This is a genomic window from Streptomyces tropicalis, from assembly GCF_029269835.1.
GTDB classification, from domain to species: domain Bacteria; phylum Actinomycetota; class Actinomycetes; order Streptomycetales; family Streptomycetaceae; genus Streptomyces; species Streptomyces tropicalis.
This window is the reverse complement of the sequence record NZ_JARJBB010000008.1, coordinates 103,293-119,838: the sequence shown is the minus strand read 5'-3', so window position 1 is coordinate 119,838 and position 16,546 is coordinate 103,293. Positions and strand designations below refer to the sequence as shown.

Sequence of the window (16,546 nt, the reverse complement as noted above, 5' to 3'; positions counted from 1 at the left end):
GTGACCGGGACCGCATCGAAAGGCTGACCTGCGGATCAACCGGCCCGTCGATGTTGTTTGGGACGAGATCGTTTCTCTACGTACATGCGTTCGTCGGCGGACTTCAACACTTCGTCCGCAGTCATGCCGCAGTGTGCCCACCCGATGCCGAAGCTCGCCCCGACGCGCACCGCGCGCCCCTCGGCCCGGATCGGCTGGATGATCTCGTTGCGCAGCCGCACGGCGAGGTCCTGGGCGTCGGCCCGCCCGAGGCCGTCGGCGAGGATGACGAACTCGTCGCCGCCGAGCCGGGCCACCGTGTCCCCGTCCCGCACGCCGTTGCTCAGCCGCCGGGCGACCTCGATCAGGACGGCGTCGCCCGCGTTGTGCCCGAACCGGTCGTTGATCGACTTGAAGCCGTCGAGGTCGCAGAAGAGGACCGCGAGACCCTTCATGCCGTCGTCCCGGTCGTCCTCGGGGGCCACGGTGTGCACATGGTGGTCGTAGGTGTCGTACGCGGCCTCTCCGGGCCGGAAGTCGAAGCCGTGCCCGCCGAGGTCGTACACCGGGTGGCCGTAGGCGGCGTCGAGCGAGTCGAGGTCCCCGGCGTGCGCCGACGCCGGGCGCCGGCACAGGCGGGCGGACAGCCGGGCGCGCAGCTCGGCCGAGTTCGGCAGGCCGGTCAGGGAGTCGTGGGAGGCGCGGTGGGCGAGCTGGAGCTCGCGGCGCTTGCGCTCCTCGATGTCCTCGACGTGGGTGAGCAGGAAGCGCGGGCCGTCGGCGGCGTCCGCGACGACGGAGTTGCGCAGCGACACCCAGACGTAGGTGCCGTCGCGGCGGGCCAGCCGCAGCTCGGCGCGGCCGCCCTCGGCGGAGGTGCGCAGCAGGGTGCCGACGTCCTCCTGGTGGACGAGGTCGGAGAAGGAGTAGCGGCGCATCGCGGAGGCCGGGCGGCCCAGCAGACGGCACAGCGCGTCGTTGGTCCGCAGGATCCGCCCGTGCTGGTCGCCGCCCATCTCGGCGATCGCCATGCCGGAGGGGGCGTACTCGAAGGCCTGGCGGAAGCTCTCCTCGCTGGCGCGCAGGGCCTGCTGGTCGCGCTCCAGGCGGACCAGGGCACGCTGCATGTTCGCCCGCAGCCGGGCGTTGCTGATCGCGATGGCGGCCTGGAACGCGTACATCTGGAGGGCCTCGCGCCCCCAGGCGCCGGGCCGGCGCCCGTTGCGCGGGCGGTCCACGGAGACCACGCCGAGCAGCTCGCCGCGCCGGCCGTCCGAGGCGCCCGGCGTCCACATGGGAGCGAAGAGCCGGTCCGAGGGGTGCCACTCGTCCTCGAAACGGGGCGCGGGGCCGTCGGTGTACCACTGCGGGACGTCGTCGTCGTCGAGGACCCAGCCCTCGGTGTGGGGGATGAACACCAGGTCGCCCCAGTGCTCCCCCATGCCGAGCCGGCGGTCCCAGTCGTCGCGCGGGCCGACCCGGCCGGTGATGAGCGCCTCGGCGGCCGCGTTGCCGGAGAAGGCGGCGACGACGAGGTCGCCGTCGGGGCGGACGAGGTTCACGCACGCCAGCTCGTAGCCGAGGCCGTTCACGACGCCGTCGGCGACCGTCTGCAGCGTGTCCGCCAGGCTGCGCGCGGTGTTCATGTCCGCCATGACCTGGTGCAGTTGCCGCAGGGTCGCAAGACGGACGTAGGGCTCCGACTCGGTCTCCATGCTCGCCCTCCCCCCGAGACCTCGCAGCGAATCAGGGTGCTCTTCGGCGTATCGTCTGTGCAGCGTCCCCGCCACTGAATCACAGCGCGAAGCCCACCCGGTACACAGGGTCAACAATTCCTGCCCCTTGTGACTCAAGTCACAGCTAAACGTGAACAATTGAGTGGAGTTTCTGCGTTTTCCCTGTGCCTTTCCTGAACGTAAATTTTGTGAGTGTGTGGACATGGTGCACGGGAAAGCCCGGGGACGCGCCCGAAACGGGTCAAGGGCGGCTCCGCCGCAGGTCCTAGGTCCGTTCTCGGGCGGAGGCCCGATGCGGCCGGCGCGGGCCGGTGGTTAGCGTTCCGTGTGTGTTGAACATTTCTCCCGCGCCGTCCTCCCCCGCCGCCCCGCCCCCGTCCGGGCATGCTGAGGGGGTGACCAACGACGAGTTCCGCGCCGCGATGTCCCGCCTGGCCGCGGGCGTGGTCCTGGTGACCGCGCAGGAGCCGCCGCTCGACCCGGACGACCCGCAGGCGCCCGCCGGCGAGGACGTGGGCATGACCGCCACGGCGTTCGTCTCGGTGTCGCTGGACCCGCCGCTGGCCATGGTCAGCCTGCGCACCGGCTCCCGGATGGACGACCTCCTCGCCGAACAGCCGCTGTGGGCGGTCTCCGTCCTCTCCGAGGGCCAGCGCCCCGTGGCCGGCCGCTTCGCCATGAAGGGCCGCATCAGCGACCGCCTGCTCTTCGCGGACCTGCCCTGCACGCGCGGCGAGGTCTCCGGCGCCCCACTGGTCGGGGACGCGCTGGCCACCCTGGAGCTGCGCACCGAGCAGCGGGTGCAGGCCGGCGACCACACCCTGGTGATCGGCCGCGTCCTGACCGCGCACGTCCCGGGCACGGCGGGGGGACCGCTCCTCCACTTCCGCGGCCGCTACGGGCACCTGGGCTGAGCCCCGCCGCCCGCGCGGGACGACCCGCCCGGCCCGGTCTCAGGTCCAGTTGCGGCCGGAGCGGCCCTGCTTGCGCTCCGAGCGCTGCTTCTTCTCCCGCAGGCGGCGCTCGTTGATCCCGCGCGGCACGCGGGTCGCCCGGCGCGGCCGGGGCGGCGGCGCGGTGGCCTCGGCGAGCAGCGCGGCCAGCCGCACGGCGGCGGCCTCGCGGTTGCGCCACTGGGAGCGGTGCTCGGAGGAGCGGACACTGACGACCCCGTCGACCAGCCGCCCGGCCAGGCGCTCCAGCGCCCGCTCCTTCCACACCGGCGGCAGCGCCTCGGTGCGCGCCAGGTCGAAGCGCAGCTCCACCTGGGAGTCGCTGGTGTTGACGTGCTGTCCGCCGGGCCCCGAGGAGCGCGAGAAACGCCACATGAGCTCCGCCTCGGGAAGCGAGACGGAACCGCGGACGAGATAGGGACCGGACATGTGCTCCATGTTCCCGGCCGGAGCGGGTCCACGTCACCCGCATTTCCCGGCGGGCGTCCCGGACGGCGGGTAAAAAAGGTAAAGAGATCCGGAACCGCAGGGACCCCCCTTGGCGTTCTCCAGGGTGACGGTAGCTTCGTCGGCAGTAAGCAACGAGGGAAGGGACTCCCAACAATGGCTGTAAGCCTGTCCAAGGGCGGCAACGTCTCGCTCACCAAGGAAGCGCCGGGCCTGACCGCCGTCACCGTGGGCCTCGGCTGGGACGTCCGCACCACCACGGGCACGGACTTCGACCTGGACGCCTCGGCGATCGCGGTGAACCAGCAGGGCAAGGTCTTCTCCGACGCCCACTTCGTCTTCTTCAACAACAAGCAGACGCCCGACGGTTCCATCGTCCACACCGGTGACAACCGCACGGGTGAGGGCGCCGGCGACGACGAGTCGATCAACGTGAACCTGTCCGCCCTCCCGGCCGACGTCGACAAGATCGTCTTCCCGGTCTCCATCTACGACGCCGAGAACCGCGGCCAGAACTTCGGCCAGGTCCGCAACGCGTACATCCGCATCGTCAACCAGAGCGGCGGCGCCGAGATCGCCCGCTACGACCTGTCGGAGGACGCGGCCACCGAGACCGCCATGGTCTTCGGCGAGCTGTACCGCAACGGCGCGGAGTGGAAGTTCCGCGCCGTCGGCCAGGGTTACGCCTCCGGCCTGGTCGGCATCGCCCAGGACTTCGGCGTCAACGTCTGACGGGTCCCGCACGCCCGCGCCCCGGCGCCCCGCGCGGGGGCCGGGGCGCGTTACGTTGCCGGGGTGCTCCTCGAACCTCTCCGCGTCGCCCCCGGCCCCGTCCGGCCGGACGACCTGCCGGCCGGCCTCACCGCGCTGTACGCCTCGCAGCGGGACTTCCACGCCCTCAGCGGCGACTTCCCCGACCCGGACGACATCCGCCCGGAGCAGGTCGCGGCCGCGCTGACCGAGGAGCTGGCGCACCCGGGCACCGAGGTCCTGATCGCCCGTGCCGACGGCCGTACGGCGGCCGTCGCGATCACCCTCGCCCACCACCCCGACCCGGCCGACCCCGACCCCTGGATCGGGCTGCTGATGGTCGACGCGGCCCTGCGGCGGCAGGGCGTCGGGCGCCGCACGGCCCTGCTCGTCGAGGACCGCTTCCGCGCCGCGGGCCGCACCGCCCTCCGCCTGGCCGTACTCGACGGCAACGCGCCGGCCCGGGCCTTCTGGACCGCCCTCGGCCACGAGGTCCTGGACCACCGCCCGGACCGGGAGCGCGGCCGGCCCTGCACCGTGATGCGCAAGGAGCTGCGCTGATCCGGGCACCGGCACGGCTCAGGGGCGGGCGGGCTTCCCGTCGCCGTACAGCCAGTCCTTCCAGATGCGGCTGAAGTCCTTGCCCGGCGCCTCCTTCTCCACGTACGCCGTGAACTGCGCGGTGTCCGCGTTGCCGTGGCGGTGGGCGGCGGCCCAGCCGCGCAGGATGCCGAAGAAGGCGTCGTCGCCCACCGTCTGCCGGATCTTGTGCAGCACCATCGCCCCGCGCTCGTAGACGGGGGTGTCGGAGATGTGCGCGGCGTCGCTGGGCCGGGCCGGCGGGTAGGACCACAGCGCCTTGTTGTCGGTGTCGTCGCCGTAGTAGTCGCCGCGGTAGAGCGCGTCGAAGGTGTGCTGCACGGTGTCGCCGCCGTGGTCCTCCTCCCACATCCACTCGGCGTAGGTCGCGAAGCCCTCGTTCAGCCACATGTCCTGCCAGGACCGCGGGGTGACCGAGTCGCCGTACCACTCGTGGACCAGCTCGTGGACGAGCGTGCCGAGGCCGGGGGCGCCCGCGAAGGTCGGGCGGTTCTGGGTCTCCAGGGCGTAGCCCGCGTCGTGCGGGCGGTCGACGATCGCGCCGACGGAGGAGAAGGGGTAGGGGCCGAAGCGGTGCTCGGCCCAGTCCACGATCTCCGGGATCCGCGCGAGCACCGCCCGGCTCGCCTGCACCTGGGTCGGGTCGACGGCCGTGTAGACCGGGAGCCCGCTCTTCGTGGTGGAGGTGGTGACGGTCCACTGGCCGATGGCGAGCGTGGCGAGGTAGGTCGCCATCGGCTCCGCGGTGTGCCAGTGGAAGGTGGTCCGCCCGCCGCTGGTGGTGCGGCTCTCCAACTCCCCGTTGGAGACGGCCTGGAGCCCCGAGGGCACCGTGACCGTCACGTCGTAGGCCGCCTTGTCGGAGGGGTGGTCGTTGCCCGGGAACCAGGCCATCGACCCGACCGGCTCGCCCAGCGCCAGCGCGCCGTCGGCGGTGCGCAGCCAGCCCTCCTGGGAGCCGTCGGGGTCGGTGACGGTCCGCGGGGAGCCCGCGTAGCGGACCGTCGCCGTGAAGGTCTCGCCGCGGTCCAGGTCGTCGTGCGGGCGGACGGCGAGCTCCTGCCCGGCGCGGTTGAAGCGGGCCGGGCGGCCCTCGACCGTGACACCCCGCACCTGCATGCCCCACAGGTCGAGGTCGAAGGCGGACAGGTCCCGCAGGGCGCGGGCGGTGATGACCGCCGTGCCGGTGAGGTGGCGCGTCCCGGGGTCGTAGGCGAGGGTCAGGCCGTAGTGGGCGACGTCGTAGCCGCCGTTGCCGGCCCTCGGGAAGTAGGGGTCGCGCAGGCCCGCGCCGCCGGGCGTGCCGTGCACCCCGCCGCCGCACGCGGTCAGGGCCAGGGCGAGCAGGGCGGCGGCACCGGCGGCGGCCGTGCGGGCGACGGGTGCGGAGGGGGACACGTGCGCGATCCTATGCGGCGCCGTGACACCATCGCCTACGTGCTCGACATCGGCTACGCCCTCTCCCTGCGCTTCCCGGATCCGCCGCAGACGGACTACCGGCGGGCGGACGTGCGCGCGCTGCGGCACGACCTGTTCTGCGGGGACGTCTACCTCGCCGACACCAAGGCGGACCGGGAGCTGGCCACGTCCTGGGGCTGGGTCCCGGTGCTCGACTTCGCGTGGGCGCTGTGCGACATCGTGGAGCGGCTGGACCGGGACCCGGCCGGCTCGCGGGCGTCCCGGCCGCAGCGGGCGGAGCTGGACTTCACCGAGTCCACCGACCGCATGCTCTTCGAGCGCCGCTTCGGCTGGGTCGACATCGCGTCGGACTGGATGCCCGCCGAGGAGCCCCCGCTGGCCTTCTCGCACGCGGAACTGCGCCGCGAGGCACGGGACTTCCTGCACGACCTGATCGCCGACCTGTGCGACCTGCACGAGGACCTGGCGGAGAACCCGGCCGTCTGGACGCTCCAGGCCCGCTTCCCGCGGGTGTCCTGAACGGGCGGAGGACGGCGGCCACCCGCACCGCACGACGCCGGTCGCACCCCTGTACGATCACGGCCCATGCCCGAGCCCATGTCCCGCCACCAGCGCGCCGCCCTCGGTTTCCTGAACCCCGGGGAGCAGCTCCAGACCTTCGGTGTCGTCGTCCCGGCCAAGTCCGCCAAGGGCAGCGGCCACGGGCAGATCGGCGGGGACCTCGGCGGCATGCTCGCCCGCAGCGTCGGCGCCCAGTCCGGCGGTGCCGGGAGCGTCGCGTCGGGCCTGCCCGCCACCTCCGGCGCCGCCCTGCTCCTGCGCGTCACCGACCAGCGCGTCGGCCTGGTGGACCCGCTGCGCGGCACCCCGGTGTGGGAGGTGCCCCGGACCTGGGTGGCGCGGGTCGAGCGCCGGCCCCGGCTCCAGCTGATGGCCCGGTTCCGGGTGCACTACTGCGACGGCTCCTGGCTGGCCTTCCTCACCATGCGGCGCCGCACCGCCGAGCAGTTCGGCGCCTGGCTCGGCTGACCGGGCCGGGGCGGCACGGGCCGCGCGCCTCCGGGCGGCCGCACGGACCCGCGGACGTCAGTCCTCCACCCGCAGGCCCAGTCCCGCCGCCAGCTGCGGCGCGAGGTCGAGCAGCTGGCCGGTGCTGATCACCGCGCCCGCGAGCCGGTCCATGCCGCGCGCGATCTCCAGCGGGGCCGCGCCGCGCAGGTCCACGTCGGTCAGCGTGGCCGAGCCGAGGTCGGCGCCCCGCAGCGCGCAGTCCACGAACTCGACCCGCTCCAGCCGGGCCCCGCCGAAGTCCGGTTCGACCAGGACGCAGCCCTCGAAGACGACGTCCCTGAGGCGCGCCCGGCGCAGATTCGGATAGTCGATCTTGCCACCCCGGATCCACACCCGCTCCAGGACCGCGCCGTGCAGCTGGACCCCGCCGAGGCGGGCGCCGGTCACCTCCACGTCCCGCAGGGTCGCCTCCGCCAGGTCGGTGCCGACCCCGCGCGGGGCGGTGATCACCGAGTCGAGCAGGCGCGCGTGCCGCAGCACGGTGTCGTCCAGGACGCAGTCCGTCAGCGCGCAGTCCAGGAAGCGGGCACCCGAGCCGTCCTGCCCGGCGAAGTCGGCGGCGCGGAACTCCAGCCCGTCGTAGTCCCCGTCCGGCGACAGGGGGGCGCCGTCGTGCGGGGCCGTCGGCGGCATCCGCACCTCGGGCCGCCGGGCCGGCCGCACGCCCTTCCCGCCGGCCCGGCGCTCCCCGGCCGCGGCCGTCCTGTCCGTCCCTCGCCTCACCATGCGCCCATCCTGCACCCCGCCACTGACAACGCCCCCGGCAGCGCCTCCAAACCGGCCCGGGGGGACAGAGATGCAGTACGTCCCGATTCATGATGTTCTGACCTGATGACTGTCACCCGAACAGGCGAATCCGGTGGTGCCGTGGACACCGATCCCCGACGCTGGTGGGGCCTGGTGGTCATCGCGCTCGCCCAGCTCATGGTGGTGCTGGACGCGACCATCGTGAACATCGCGCTCCCCTCCGCGCAGCGCGACCTCGGCCTGTCCGACGGCAACCGCCAGTGGGTCATCACCGCCTACACGCTCGCCTTCGGCGGGCTGCTCCTGCTGGGCGGCCGGGTCGCGGACCTGGTGGGGCGCAAGCGCACCTTCGTCGTCGGCCTGATCGGGTTCGCCGGGGCGTCCGCGCTGGGCGGCGCGGCCGGGTCCCCCGGGATGCTGTTCGGCGCCCGCGCCCTCCAGGGCGCCTTCGCCGCCGTCCTCGCGCCGTCGGCGCTGTCCCTGCTCACGACGACGTTCACCGCCCCCCGGGAGCGCGGGAAGGCGTTCGGCATCTACGGCGCACTCGCGGGCAGCGGCTCCGCGATCGGCTTCATCGTCGGCGGCCTGCTGACCCAGTACCTGAGCTGGCGCTGGTGCCTCTACGTCAACGTGCCCATCGCCGTGGTCGCGGTGGCCGGCGCCCTCGTGCTGCTGCACGACCGCCCCGGCCACGCGGCCCGGCTGGACGTGCCCGGCGCGCTGCTCGGCTGCGGCGGCCTGGTCGCGATCGTGTACGGCTTCAGCGAGGCGGAGTCGCACGGCTGGACGGACCCGCTGGTGCTGGGCCTGTTCGCGGGCGGCGTCGCTCTGCTGCTGGCGTTCGTGCGGTGGCAGACCCGTGCGCCGATGCCGCTGCTGCCGCTGCACATCGTCCGGGACCGCAACCGGGGCGGCTGCTTCCTGACCATGCTGCTGGCGGTGATCGGCATGTTCGGCCTGTTCCTGTTCATGACCTACTACCTGCAGGGCATCCTCGGCTACTCGCCGCTGCGGACCGGTCTGGCGTTCCTGCCGCTGACCGCCGCGATCATCGCCGGCTCGACGCAGATCTCCGCCCGGCTGCTCCAGCGCGTGGCGCCCCGGGTGCTCATGGTCCCCGGCACGGTCCTGGCGGCGGGCGGACTGGTGCTGCTGACCCGGCTGACGGTGACGTCGAGCTACGCGAGCGAGGTCCTGCCCGCGCTGGTGCTGATGGGCCTCGGCATGGGCCTGACCTTCATGCCGGTGTTCGCCACCGCCACCGCGGGCGTCGCCCCGCAGGACTCGGGCGTGACCTCCGCGACCGTGAACACCTGGCAGCAGGTGGGCGGTTCGATCGGCACCGCGCTGCTCAACACGATCGCCACGACCAGCAGCACCGCCTACGTCGCCGCCCGTCTGCGCAGTCCGGCGGACCGGGCCCGGGTGGTACCGGAGGCGGTGGTGCACGGCTACACCGTCGCGATCTGGTGGGCCGCGGCCGTGATGCTGCTGGCCGGCCTGGTCGCGGGCCTGCTGGTGACCGCGAAGGCGCCGCGGCGCGGCTCCCCGGCCGGGCGCCCGGTGCCGGAGCCGGCGGCCTGAGTCGGCTCGCCGGCCCCGGTGCCAAGCCGGTGCGTCAGCGCAGGCGGCGCGGGTCGATCGCCCAGATGCCGCGGCCGTGCGTGGCCGCGTAGAGCAGCCCGTCGGGGCCGGTGCGCAGCTGCATGACCGCGGTGGTGGGCAGGTTCCGGCCCGCGACCTTCCAGCCGCCCGAGTGCGGGCCGCGGACCAGGACGCCGAGGTCGGTGCCGAGCACGGTGGTGCCGTCCTTCAGCAGCACCACCGAGTTCGCCGGGACGTCCGGCAGGTTGCCGGAGACGTCCTTCCAGGTGGCGCCCCCGTCCCGGGTCTCGAAGAGGTGGCCCACCCCGGCGCCCGGACCCTCGGTCCACTTGCGGGAGAAGCCGTTGACCGCGAGCAGCACGTGGTGCGCGTCCGCCGGGTCGACCGCCAGGCCGGACAGGTAGCGGTTGGGCACGGTGCCGTCGGCGGGCAGGTTCAGCTGGTGCCAGCCGGTGCCGTCCGCGTTGCCGACCGCGATGCCGCGGGTGAAGCCCTGGTTGTTGCAGGGGCCGCACCAGGCCGCGTAGACGGTGCCGCCGGAGGAGGCGACCGCCGTGGCCGTGTGCCCGGCGCCGAGGTCGTAGGCGGCGGTCCACTCGCTGCCGCTGCGGATCGCCCAGCCCTTGGTGTTGATCCACACGTGCCGGCCACCCGCGACCCAGGTGCTGCTGTTCTTCAGGTCGGCGTTGAGCGGGGCGATGAAGCGGGCCTCGCCGGTGGCGCTGTCGGGCGGGGCCACCGAGTACGACGTGGCCCGGGACGGGTCGGTGGTCCAGCTGCCGTCGTTGACCGCGCAGTTCTGCGTGACGGACACCGCGAGGTAGACGTACTCCTGCGCGGTGTTGCAGCCGTTGGCCGGGTCGGTGATGGTGTCGCCGCCGTCGCCGCCGAAGTTCGAGCCCATCACGCGGTCGTGCGGGCGCAGGATCGACTGGCCGTTGTCCTGGAGGCCGCCGGTGACGTCGACCCCGTGGCCGTCGGCGCCGACACCCACCGAGTAGTACTGCAGGGCGTCCATGGTGCCGTCGTTCAGCGAGGTCCAGTCGGTGGCGTGGCCGTCGGCGTTCGCGCTGCCGTTCAGCGGGCGCCGGAAGGCGCCGCCGTCGTCGCCCACGATCACGTACGGGCTGCCGTGGTCACTGCCGACGGCGACCGCGTGCTGGTCGGCGTGGACGGTGGCGGGGCAGGAGCCGGACTGCCGGGACGGGTCGATGGACCAGCACGGGAAGCCGAAGTTCCAGTACGGTCCCGGGACCGTCCAGGAGTGGCCGCCGTCCTTGGTCTCGAAGACCTCCTCCAGACCCGCGTACACGTGGTCCGGGTTCTTCGGGTCGACGGTCAGGAACTGGTTGTACCAGGCCTGGATGCCGGGCTGGTAGCCGGCGCCGGTCAGCGCGGAGCCGGAGTCGCGCAGCTGCCGGTAGTCGGCGATGCGGGTCCACGGCCCGGTCGGCGAGCCGGACTTGGAGACGAAGATGCCCTCGAGACCGCTGTCGGGGTTCTCGTTCGTCTGCTCCGGCGACTGGTCGATGGCGTAGTAGCGGGAGCCGTCGGCGCTGTGCGCGAAGGTGACGTTGCCGACGTCGGCGCTGTCGCTCGGCAGGTCGCCGAGCGAGGTGAGCCGCTTCCAGGTCCCGCCGCTGCGGGCGTAGAAGCCGTTGTAGTCGTCGCCGCCGCGCCAGCCGACCGCGAGGACGACCCGGTCGGGGTTCTTCGGGTCGACGGCGATGTCGTTGGTGATGTTCTTGTAGGCGGCGTTCGGGTCGGCGGCCTTCGCATGGCCCGGCAGATAGTCCGGGTTGGGGGCGAACTCCAGCTTCCAGGCGCCCTTCAGCGTCTTCGTGGAGTGGCTCCACACCCCGAGCGTGGTGGCCGCCCAGACCTTGTCGCCGGCGAAGCGCAGCGCGTGGATCGAGGTCGACTCCAGCTCGTCGCCGCCGACCCGGTCGCGCTGCTCGAAGCGGCCGTGGCGGGGGTCGTCGAGGACGTAGACACCGGTGCCGAGGAAGGAGGTGGCGCTGGTGTTGGCCTCGCCGGTGGCGTACCAGAGGCGGCCGCGGCCGTCGAGCTGCAGATCGCCGGTGGACAGGGCGGGCAGCCGGTCGGAGATCTCGGTCCAGTGGCCGCCGCCGGTACGGGAGCGGAAGACGCCGCCGTTGGCCGAACCCGCGTAGACGTCGCCGTGGTTGTCGGCGGCGAGTCCGGTCACCCGGCCGGTGACGCGGCCCGCGCCGCCGCTGGAGTTGGAGTTGACGTCCCGGTAGCGCGGGTCGTCGGAGTTGTAAGGAAGCTGGGTGACGTCCCGCCAGTTCCCGTGGGTGCGCGGCAGGTTGCGCAGGGCCGTGTAGGCCGCCCCGTAGGCGCCGGGGGCGACGATGCCGGGCGACGTGCGGGCCTCGGCGTACTGGTCGGCCTGCTCGGCGATCTCCTCCCCTTCGTTGCCGCCGTCGTCGTCCCCTTCCTTCACGAGGGCCGACCGGCCCGCGTGCCGTTCGTGCGACTGGGCCTGGTGACGCAGCGCCCGCACCCCGAAGGGGTCGCTGCCACCCCCTGACGCCGCCTGGGCCTGAGTGATGGTCAGTCCCAGTGCGGCTGCAGTGACGAGCGCTGCCGCTGTTCGTCTTCCGTGCCGGCTTGTGGCCGCCATGAAGAACCCTCCCCGAAAAGCCGTGGCGTACATGACACAACCGGCACACAGCTTCGACGGGATCCGAGCGACGGGAGGCGCCCGTGACGGCAATCAGAACGTAAAGATTCGGCCGTGACGCAAAACGACCTCAGTGACGGCCCGCCACCCGGTCCGCCAGCCGCGCCAGCCGGGACGAGCGGGCGCTGTGGGTGACCAGCTCCCGGCGGTCCGCCGTGCGGTAGGCGGCGTACATGCCCTGCACGCCCAGCCAGCGCAGCGGCTCCGGCTCCCACCTGCGCACCCGGTGCCCGACCCAGGGCAGCCCGGTCAGCTCGGTCGGGCCCGCCTGGCCGGAGTCGAGCCGGACCAGGTCCCGCAGGGTGCGGGCGGCGAGGTTGGCGGTGGCGACGCCGGAGCCGACGTACCCGCCGGCCCAGCCCAGGCCGGTCGAGCGGTCCAGGGTGACGGTGGCGCACCAGTCGCGCGGCACCCCGAGCACCCCGGACCAGGCGTGCGCGACCCGCACTCCGGCCAGCGCGGGGAAGAAGCGGACCAGCAGGTCGTGCAGCGCACGGACGGTCGCCTCCTGGGTGCGGCCGTCGGAGTCGGTGCGCGAGCCGAAGCGGTACGGCACCCCGCGGCCGCCGAGCGCGATCCGCCCGTCGGCGGTGCGCTGGGCGTACATGTAGGCGTGCGCCATGTCGCCGAGCGTCTCGCGGCCCTCCCAGCCGACAGCCGCCCACTGCTCTCCGGTCAGCGGCTCGGTGGCGATCATCGACGAGTTCATCGGCAGCCAGGCCCGCCGCTGCCCCCTCAGCCCGGCGGTGAAGCCCTCGGTGCAGCGCAGCACGTAGGGCGCGCGGACGGTGCCGTACGGGGTGTCCGCGTGCCGGGGCCGGATCCCGGTGACCGGCGTCGACTCGTGGATCGTGACCCCGAGCGCCTCGACGGCCGCCGCGAGGCCCTTGACCAGCTTCGCCGGGTGCAGGCGGGCCCCGTGCGGGGTCCAGCCGGCGCCGACCGCGCCCGCGACCCGGATCCGCTCGGCGGTCGCGCGGGCGCCGTACAGCTCGCGGTCCTTCTCGCCGAACGCCAGCTCCTGCTCGTGGAAGGCCCGCAGCCGGGCCAACTGCGCCGGGGTCCGCGCCACTTCCAGCACGCCCCCGCGGTGCACGTCGGCGTCGACGCCCTCCTCGGCGGCGACCCGGACCACCTCCGCCACGGTGTCGTTCATCGCCCGCTGGAGCCGCACGGCGGCCTCGTGGCCGTGCAGGCGCGCATAGCGGCCGCGGCCCGCGATGCCGTTGTAGAGCCAGCCCCCGTTGCGGCCGGAGGCGCCGTAGCCGCAGAACCGCTGCTCCAGGACGGTGATGCGCAGGAAGGGCGCGGCCTTCTTCAGGTAGTAGGCCGTCCACAGCCCGGTGTAGCCGCCGCCGACGATCACGACGTCGGCGCTCGCGTCGCCGGTGAGCGGCTCCCGCGCCGGGGGGATGCCGTCGTCCGCGAACCAGAAGGAGATGCCGCCGTTGACCGCGCTGCGGGCCGAGGTGTCCATGGCGGGACGCTAGCTCCTGATGAGGGCCAGTGTCTCCTTCGGATTCCATGCTTTTCCACGGCCCCTGACCAGCGGATAGCAGCCGAGACCGATCAGCACGGAGGTGAAGTGGCCGAGATCGGTGAAGGTGCGCCCGAGGATCAGCGGCGCCCCGTAGAAGGCCAGCACCCCGGCCGCGTACAGGTACCGCCAGGGCGGGCCGATCCGGTAGGTCAGCACGGCCACCACCCCGGCCAGCGCGTAACTCACCCCCACGTCGAGGGTGTTCACGGCCGCGTCCGGCGCCACACCGCTCTGGACCGCCCACAGCAGCGCGCCCTCGCTGATCAGCGTCGCCAGCACGTGCGCGGCCACGCACACCAGCAGCCAGCGCAGCGTGCCCAGCCAGCGCTCGGCCTGGGCGTGGAAGACCGTGTACAGCGCCGCGTACGGCAGCCAGCGGCCGCTCGGGATCCACATGGCGCTGGCGAAGAGCGCCCGCACCGGGTTGTTCGACAGCTCGTGGATGTTGGTCGACCGCTGCCGCAGGAAGTCCTCCTCGAAATCCGGCGACATGTGGTGCAGGGCGACCGTCGTCACGAACAGGATCAGCAGCCAGACGTACGTGCCCGGGGCGCTGCGGACATAGGCCGCGACCGCCCCGAGCCCCCGTCGTATCCGGATGACCCCGTTCATATGAAAAGTATCGGTGCGAAGGTGATCGGGGTGCCTGCCGAGCCGACCGTTCTCAGGAGAAATTCAAACGCGGCGGCGGCCCCCGCCGGGGCGCCCCGCGCGCAGGACACGCCGCCGAATGGCCCATCCGGGGTCCGGCGACTCATCGGGTCATAGCGTACAGAATATGACGAAACGCCATACTGCTCTGGCCCTGTGCGTCGCCGCGCTCGCCGGCTCGGCAGTCGCCGCCGCCCCTGAGGTCGCGGTGCCGAGAACGCACGTGGTGCACCCCGGACAGTCGATCCAGAGGGCCGTGGACATTGCGAGGTCCGGTGACACCGTCCTGGTGCTGCCCGGCGTCTACCACGGGAGCGTCAGGGTCACGACGCCCCGACTGACCCTGCGCGGCGCGGGTCGGCGCACGGTCGTCGAGCCGGGCCCCCGGAACGCCGCGGACCGCTGCGCCAAGAGCGGCAACGGCATCTGCGTGACCGGCACCAGGAACAGGCGCCTCACCGGCGTCACCGTGTCCGACCTGGCCGTGACCGGCTTCACCCGCGCGGGCGTCTTCGGCATGGCGACCGACGGACTGGCCGTCCGCCGGGTCACCTCCGAGAGGAACGGCCTGTGGGGCTTCGCCGAGGAGCGCTCCGTGCGGAGCGTCTACCGGGGGAACACGGCCCGGGCCAACGGGGAAGCGGGCCTGTTCCTGGCGAACACCATCACCGCGGAGAAGGGCGCCTACGACACCGGGGGCACGCTGCTCCGGCAGAACCGCCTCGAGGGCAACCGCATCGGCGTCACCATCCGCCGCCTGCGCAACGTCACCGTCTCGCGCAACGTCGTCACCGGCAACTGCGCGGGCCTCTTCGTCGTTGGCGACGAGAACAAGCCCCGGGCCGGCGCGGTGACCGTGCGCCGCAACCGGATCGCCGCCAACAACAAGTACTGCGCGAAGACGGCGCGGCTGCCCTTCCTCCAAGGCTCGGGCGTCGTCCTGACCGGCGCGGAGGACTCCCTCGTCACCGGCAACACCATCACCGGCAACAGGGGCAGGTCCCCGATGTCCGGCGGAGTGGTGCTGTTCAAGAGCTTCGTGGGCGCCCCGAGCCGAGGCAACCGCGTCAGCGGCAACCGGCTCACGGACAACGCCCCGGCGGACCTGGTCAACCAGGAGACCACCAAGAGCAACAACCACTTCCAGGGCAACTCCTGCCGGGCCTCCAGGCCCGCGGGTCTGTGCTGACCGTCCGGCCCCACCCCGCCGCGGACCCGCACGGGTCCGCGGCCCCCAGAAGGAAGGAAGGCGGCAGATGACGACCGCACACTCCCCCAAGCTCTCGACCCCGCCCGGACAGGGGACCCAGCCGTCCCCTCCGCCGTCGATGCGGCTGCGCGAGCTCGCGTTCGGGGCGGCGTGTGCCGCCGCCCTCCGCGCCGTCGCACGGCTCGGCGTCGCCGACGCCCTCGGCGAGCAGCCCCTGCCGGTCGCGGACCTCGCGGCCGCGGTGAAGGCCGAGCCCAAGCCGCTGCGCCGGCTGCTGCGCGCCGTGTCCTGCTACGGGGTCTTCGCCGAGCAGGAGGACGGGACGTTCGCGCACACCGAGATGTCCCGGCTGCTGCGCGAGGACGACCCGCACAGCCTGCGCTACATCACCCTGTGGTGCACCGAGGCGTGGACCTGGGACGCCTGGCCGAAGCTCGACGAGGCCGTCCGCACCGGCCGCAACGTCGTCGAGGAGCTCTACGGCAAGGAGTTCTTCGTCTACCTCAACGAGGACGCCCCCGAGTCGGCGGACGTCTTCAACCGGGCCATGACGACCTCCAGCCGGCAGTCCGCCCAGGAGGTCGCCGCGCTGCTCGACCTGTCCGGCGCCTCGTCGGTCGCCGACATCGGCGGCGGCCAGGGCCACGTGGTCGCGAGTCTGCTGGAGAAGTACCCGGACATGCGGGGCACGCTGCTCGACCTGCCGCGCGTGGTGGAGAACGCCGACCCCCGACTGCTGCCGGGCGGCGCGCTCGCCGACCGGGTGCGGATCGTGCCCGGCGACTGCCGCGAGGACATCCCGGTCACCGCCGACGTCTACATCATCAAGAACATCCTCGAGTGGGACGACGAGAGCACGGCCCGGTGCCTGCGCAACGTCATCGAGGCGGGCGGCCCCAAGGCCCGCGTCGTGGTCATCGAGAACCTCGTCGACGACACCCCCTCCATGCGGTTCAGCACCGCGATGGACCTGCTGCTCCTGCTGAACGTGGGCGGGGCCAAGCACACCACCCGCAGCATGGAGGAACGGCTGACCGCCGCCGGTCTCGTCATCGACGAGATCAGCCCGGTCAACCCCTACCTGCACGCCTTCGACTGCACCGTCCCCGCCTGAGGGGACCGCAGCCGGCA

15 protein-coding genes are annotated in these 16,546 nt (G+C 73.1%); 8 read left to right on the top strand and 7 right to left on the bottom strand.

What is annotated here, in order from left to right:
• Positions 1 to 35: 35 nt before the first annotated feature.
• Positions 36 to 1,694: a diguanylate cyclase CdgB gene (cdgB, locus tag P3H78_RS17685; protein ID WP_276109970.1), complete on the bottom strand. Its 1,659-nt coding sequence runs from the start codon at positions 1,692 to 1,694 to the stop codon at positions 36 to 38.
• A 350-nt stretch (positions 1,695 to 2,044) separates the two neighbouring features.
• On the opposite strand from cdgB, the gene P3H78_RS17680 reads away from it, so the two are divergent.
• Positions 2,045 to 2,629: a flavin reductase family protein gene (locus tag P3H78_RS17680; protein ID WP_276109969.1), complete on the top strand. Its 585-nt coding sequence runs from the start codon at positions 2,045 to 2,047 to the stop codon at positions 2,627 to 2,629.
• A gap of 39 nt (positions 2,630 to 2,668) precedes the next feature.
• Here P3H78_RS17680 and arfB read toward each other — a convergent pair whose 3' ends face one another.
• Positions 2,669 to 3,106 (bottom strand): alternative ribosome rescue aminoacyl-tRNA hydrolase ArfB, encoded by a 438-nt coding sequence (gene arfB / locus P3H78_RS17675; protein ID WP_276109968.1) that lies wholly within the window; start codon positions 3,104 to 3,106, stop codon positions 2,669 to 2,671.
• Positions 3,107 to 3,271: 165 nt separating this feature from the next.
• Between arfB and P3H78_RS17670 the strand changes: the two genes are divergently transcribed.
• Both P3H78_RS17670 and P3H78_RS17665 read left to right on the top strand, forming a co-directional pair.
• A complete protein-coding gene (locus tag P3H78_RS17670; protein WP_276109967.1) occupies positions 3,272 to 3,847 on the top strand; it encodes a TerD family protein in 576 nt (191 codons plus the stop codon).
• A gap of 63 nt (positions 3,848 to 3,910) precedes the next feature.
• Positions 3,911 to 4,426, top strand: coding sequence for a GNAT family N-acetyltransferase (locus tag P3H78_RS17665; RefSeq protein ID WP_276109966.1), 516 nt, complete (start codon positions 3,911 to 3,913; stop codon positions 4,424 to 4,426).
• A gap of 18 nt (positions 4,427 to 4,444) precedes the next feature.
• On the opposite strand, the gene P3H78_RS17660 is transcribed toward P3H78_RS17665, so the two are convergent.
• Positions 4,445 to 5,863 (bottom strand): M1 family metallopeptidase, encoded by a 1,419-nt coding sequence (locus P3H78_RS17660; protein ID WP_276109965.1) that lies wholly within the window; start codon positions 5,861 to 5,863, stop codon positions 4,445 to 4,447.
• Positions 5,864 to 5,902: 39 nt separating this feature from the next.
• On the opposite strand from P3H78_RS17660, the gene P3H78_RS17655 reads away from it, so the two are divergent.
• Together P3H78_RS17655 and P3H78_RS17650 are read left to right on the top strand one after the other, a co-directional pair.
• Positions 5,903 to 6,403 carry a hypothetical protein gene (locus tag P3H78_RS17655; RefSeq protein ID WP_276110140.1) on the top strand — a complete coding sequence of 167 codons (501 nt, stop codon included), beginning with the start codon at positions 5,903 to 5,905 and terminating at the stop codon, positions 6,401 to 6,403.
• A 66-nt stretch (positions 6,404 to 6,469) separates the two neighbouring features.
• Positions 6,470 to 6,913 (top strand): hypothetical protein, encoded by a 444-nt coding sequence (locus tag P3H78_RS17650; RefSeq protein WP_276109964.1) that lies wholly within the window; start codon positions 6,470 to 6,472, stop codon positions 6,911 to 6,913.
• A 57-nt stretch (positions 6,914 to 6,970) separates the two neighbouring features.
• Here the strand turns inward: P3H78_RS17650 and P3H78_RS17645 are convergent, their stop codons facing one another.
• Positions 6,971 to 7,681: a pentapeptide repeat-containing protein gene (locus tag P3H78_RS17645; RefSeq protein WP_276109963.1), complete on the bottom strand. Its 711-nt coding sequence runs from the start codon at positions 7,679 to 7,681 to the stop codon at positions 6,971 to 6,973.
• Positions 7,682 to 7,786: 105 nt separating this feature from the next.
• On the opposite strand from P3H78_RS17645, the gene P3H78_RS17640 reads away from it, so the two are divergent.
• Positions 7,787 to 9,286, top strand: a complete 1,500-nt coding sequence (locus P3H78_RS17640; protein ID WP_276109962.1) for an MFS transporter — start codon at positions 7,787 to 7,789, stop codon at positions 9,284 to 9,286.
• A 34-nt stretch (positions 9,287 to 9,320) separates the two neighbouring features.
• Here the strand turns inward: P3H78_RS17640 and P3H78_RS17635 are convergent, their stop codons facing one another.
• From P3H78_RS17635 to P3H78_RS17625, 3 genes are all read right to left on the bottom strand, one after another.
• Complete coding sequence (locus P3H78_RS17635) at positions 9,321 to 11,954, bottom strand: glycosyl hydrolase (protein ID WP_276109961.1); 2,634 nt, start codon at positions 11,952 to 11,954, stop codon at positions 9,321 to 9,323.
• A 130-nt stretch (positions 11,955 to 12,084) separates the two neighbouring features.
• On the bottom strand, positions 12,085 to 13,491 hold the full coding sequence (locus tag P3H78_RS17630) for an NAD(P)/FAD-dependent oxidoreductase (RefSeq protein WP_276109960.1): 1,407 nt from the start codon (positions 13,489 to 13,491) through the stop codon (positions 12,085 to 12,087).
• A gap of 9 nt (positions 13,492 to 13,500) precedes the next feature.
• Positions 13,501 to 14,166 carry a rhomboid-like protein gene (locus P3H78_RS17625; RefSeq protein ID WP_276109959.1) on the bottom strand — a complete coding sequence of 222 codons (666 nt, stop codon included), beginning with the start codon at positions 14,164 to 14,166 and terminating at the stop codon, positions 13,501 to 13,503.
• Between the two features lie 166 nt (positions 14,167 to 14,332).
• Here P3H78_RS17625 and P3H78_RS17620 point away from each other — a divergent pair, with 166 nt between their 5' ends.
• A complete protein-coding gene (locus P3H78_RS17620) occupies positions 14,333 to 15,394 on the top strand; it encodes a right-handed parallel beta-helix repeat-containing protein (protein WP_276109958.1) in 1,062 nt (353 codons plus the stop codon).
• A gap of 67 nt (positions 15,395 to 15,461) precedes the next feature.
• A complete protein-coding gene (locus P3H78_RS17615; protein WP_276109957.1) occupies positions 15,462 to 16,529 on the top strand; it encodes a methyltransferase in 1,068 nt (355 codons plus the stop codon).
• Positions 16,530 to 16,546: the final 17 nt, after the last annotated feature.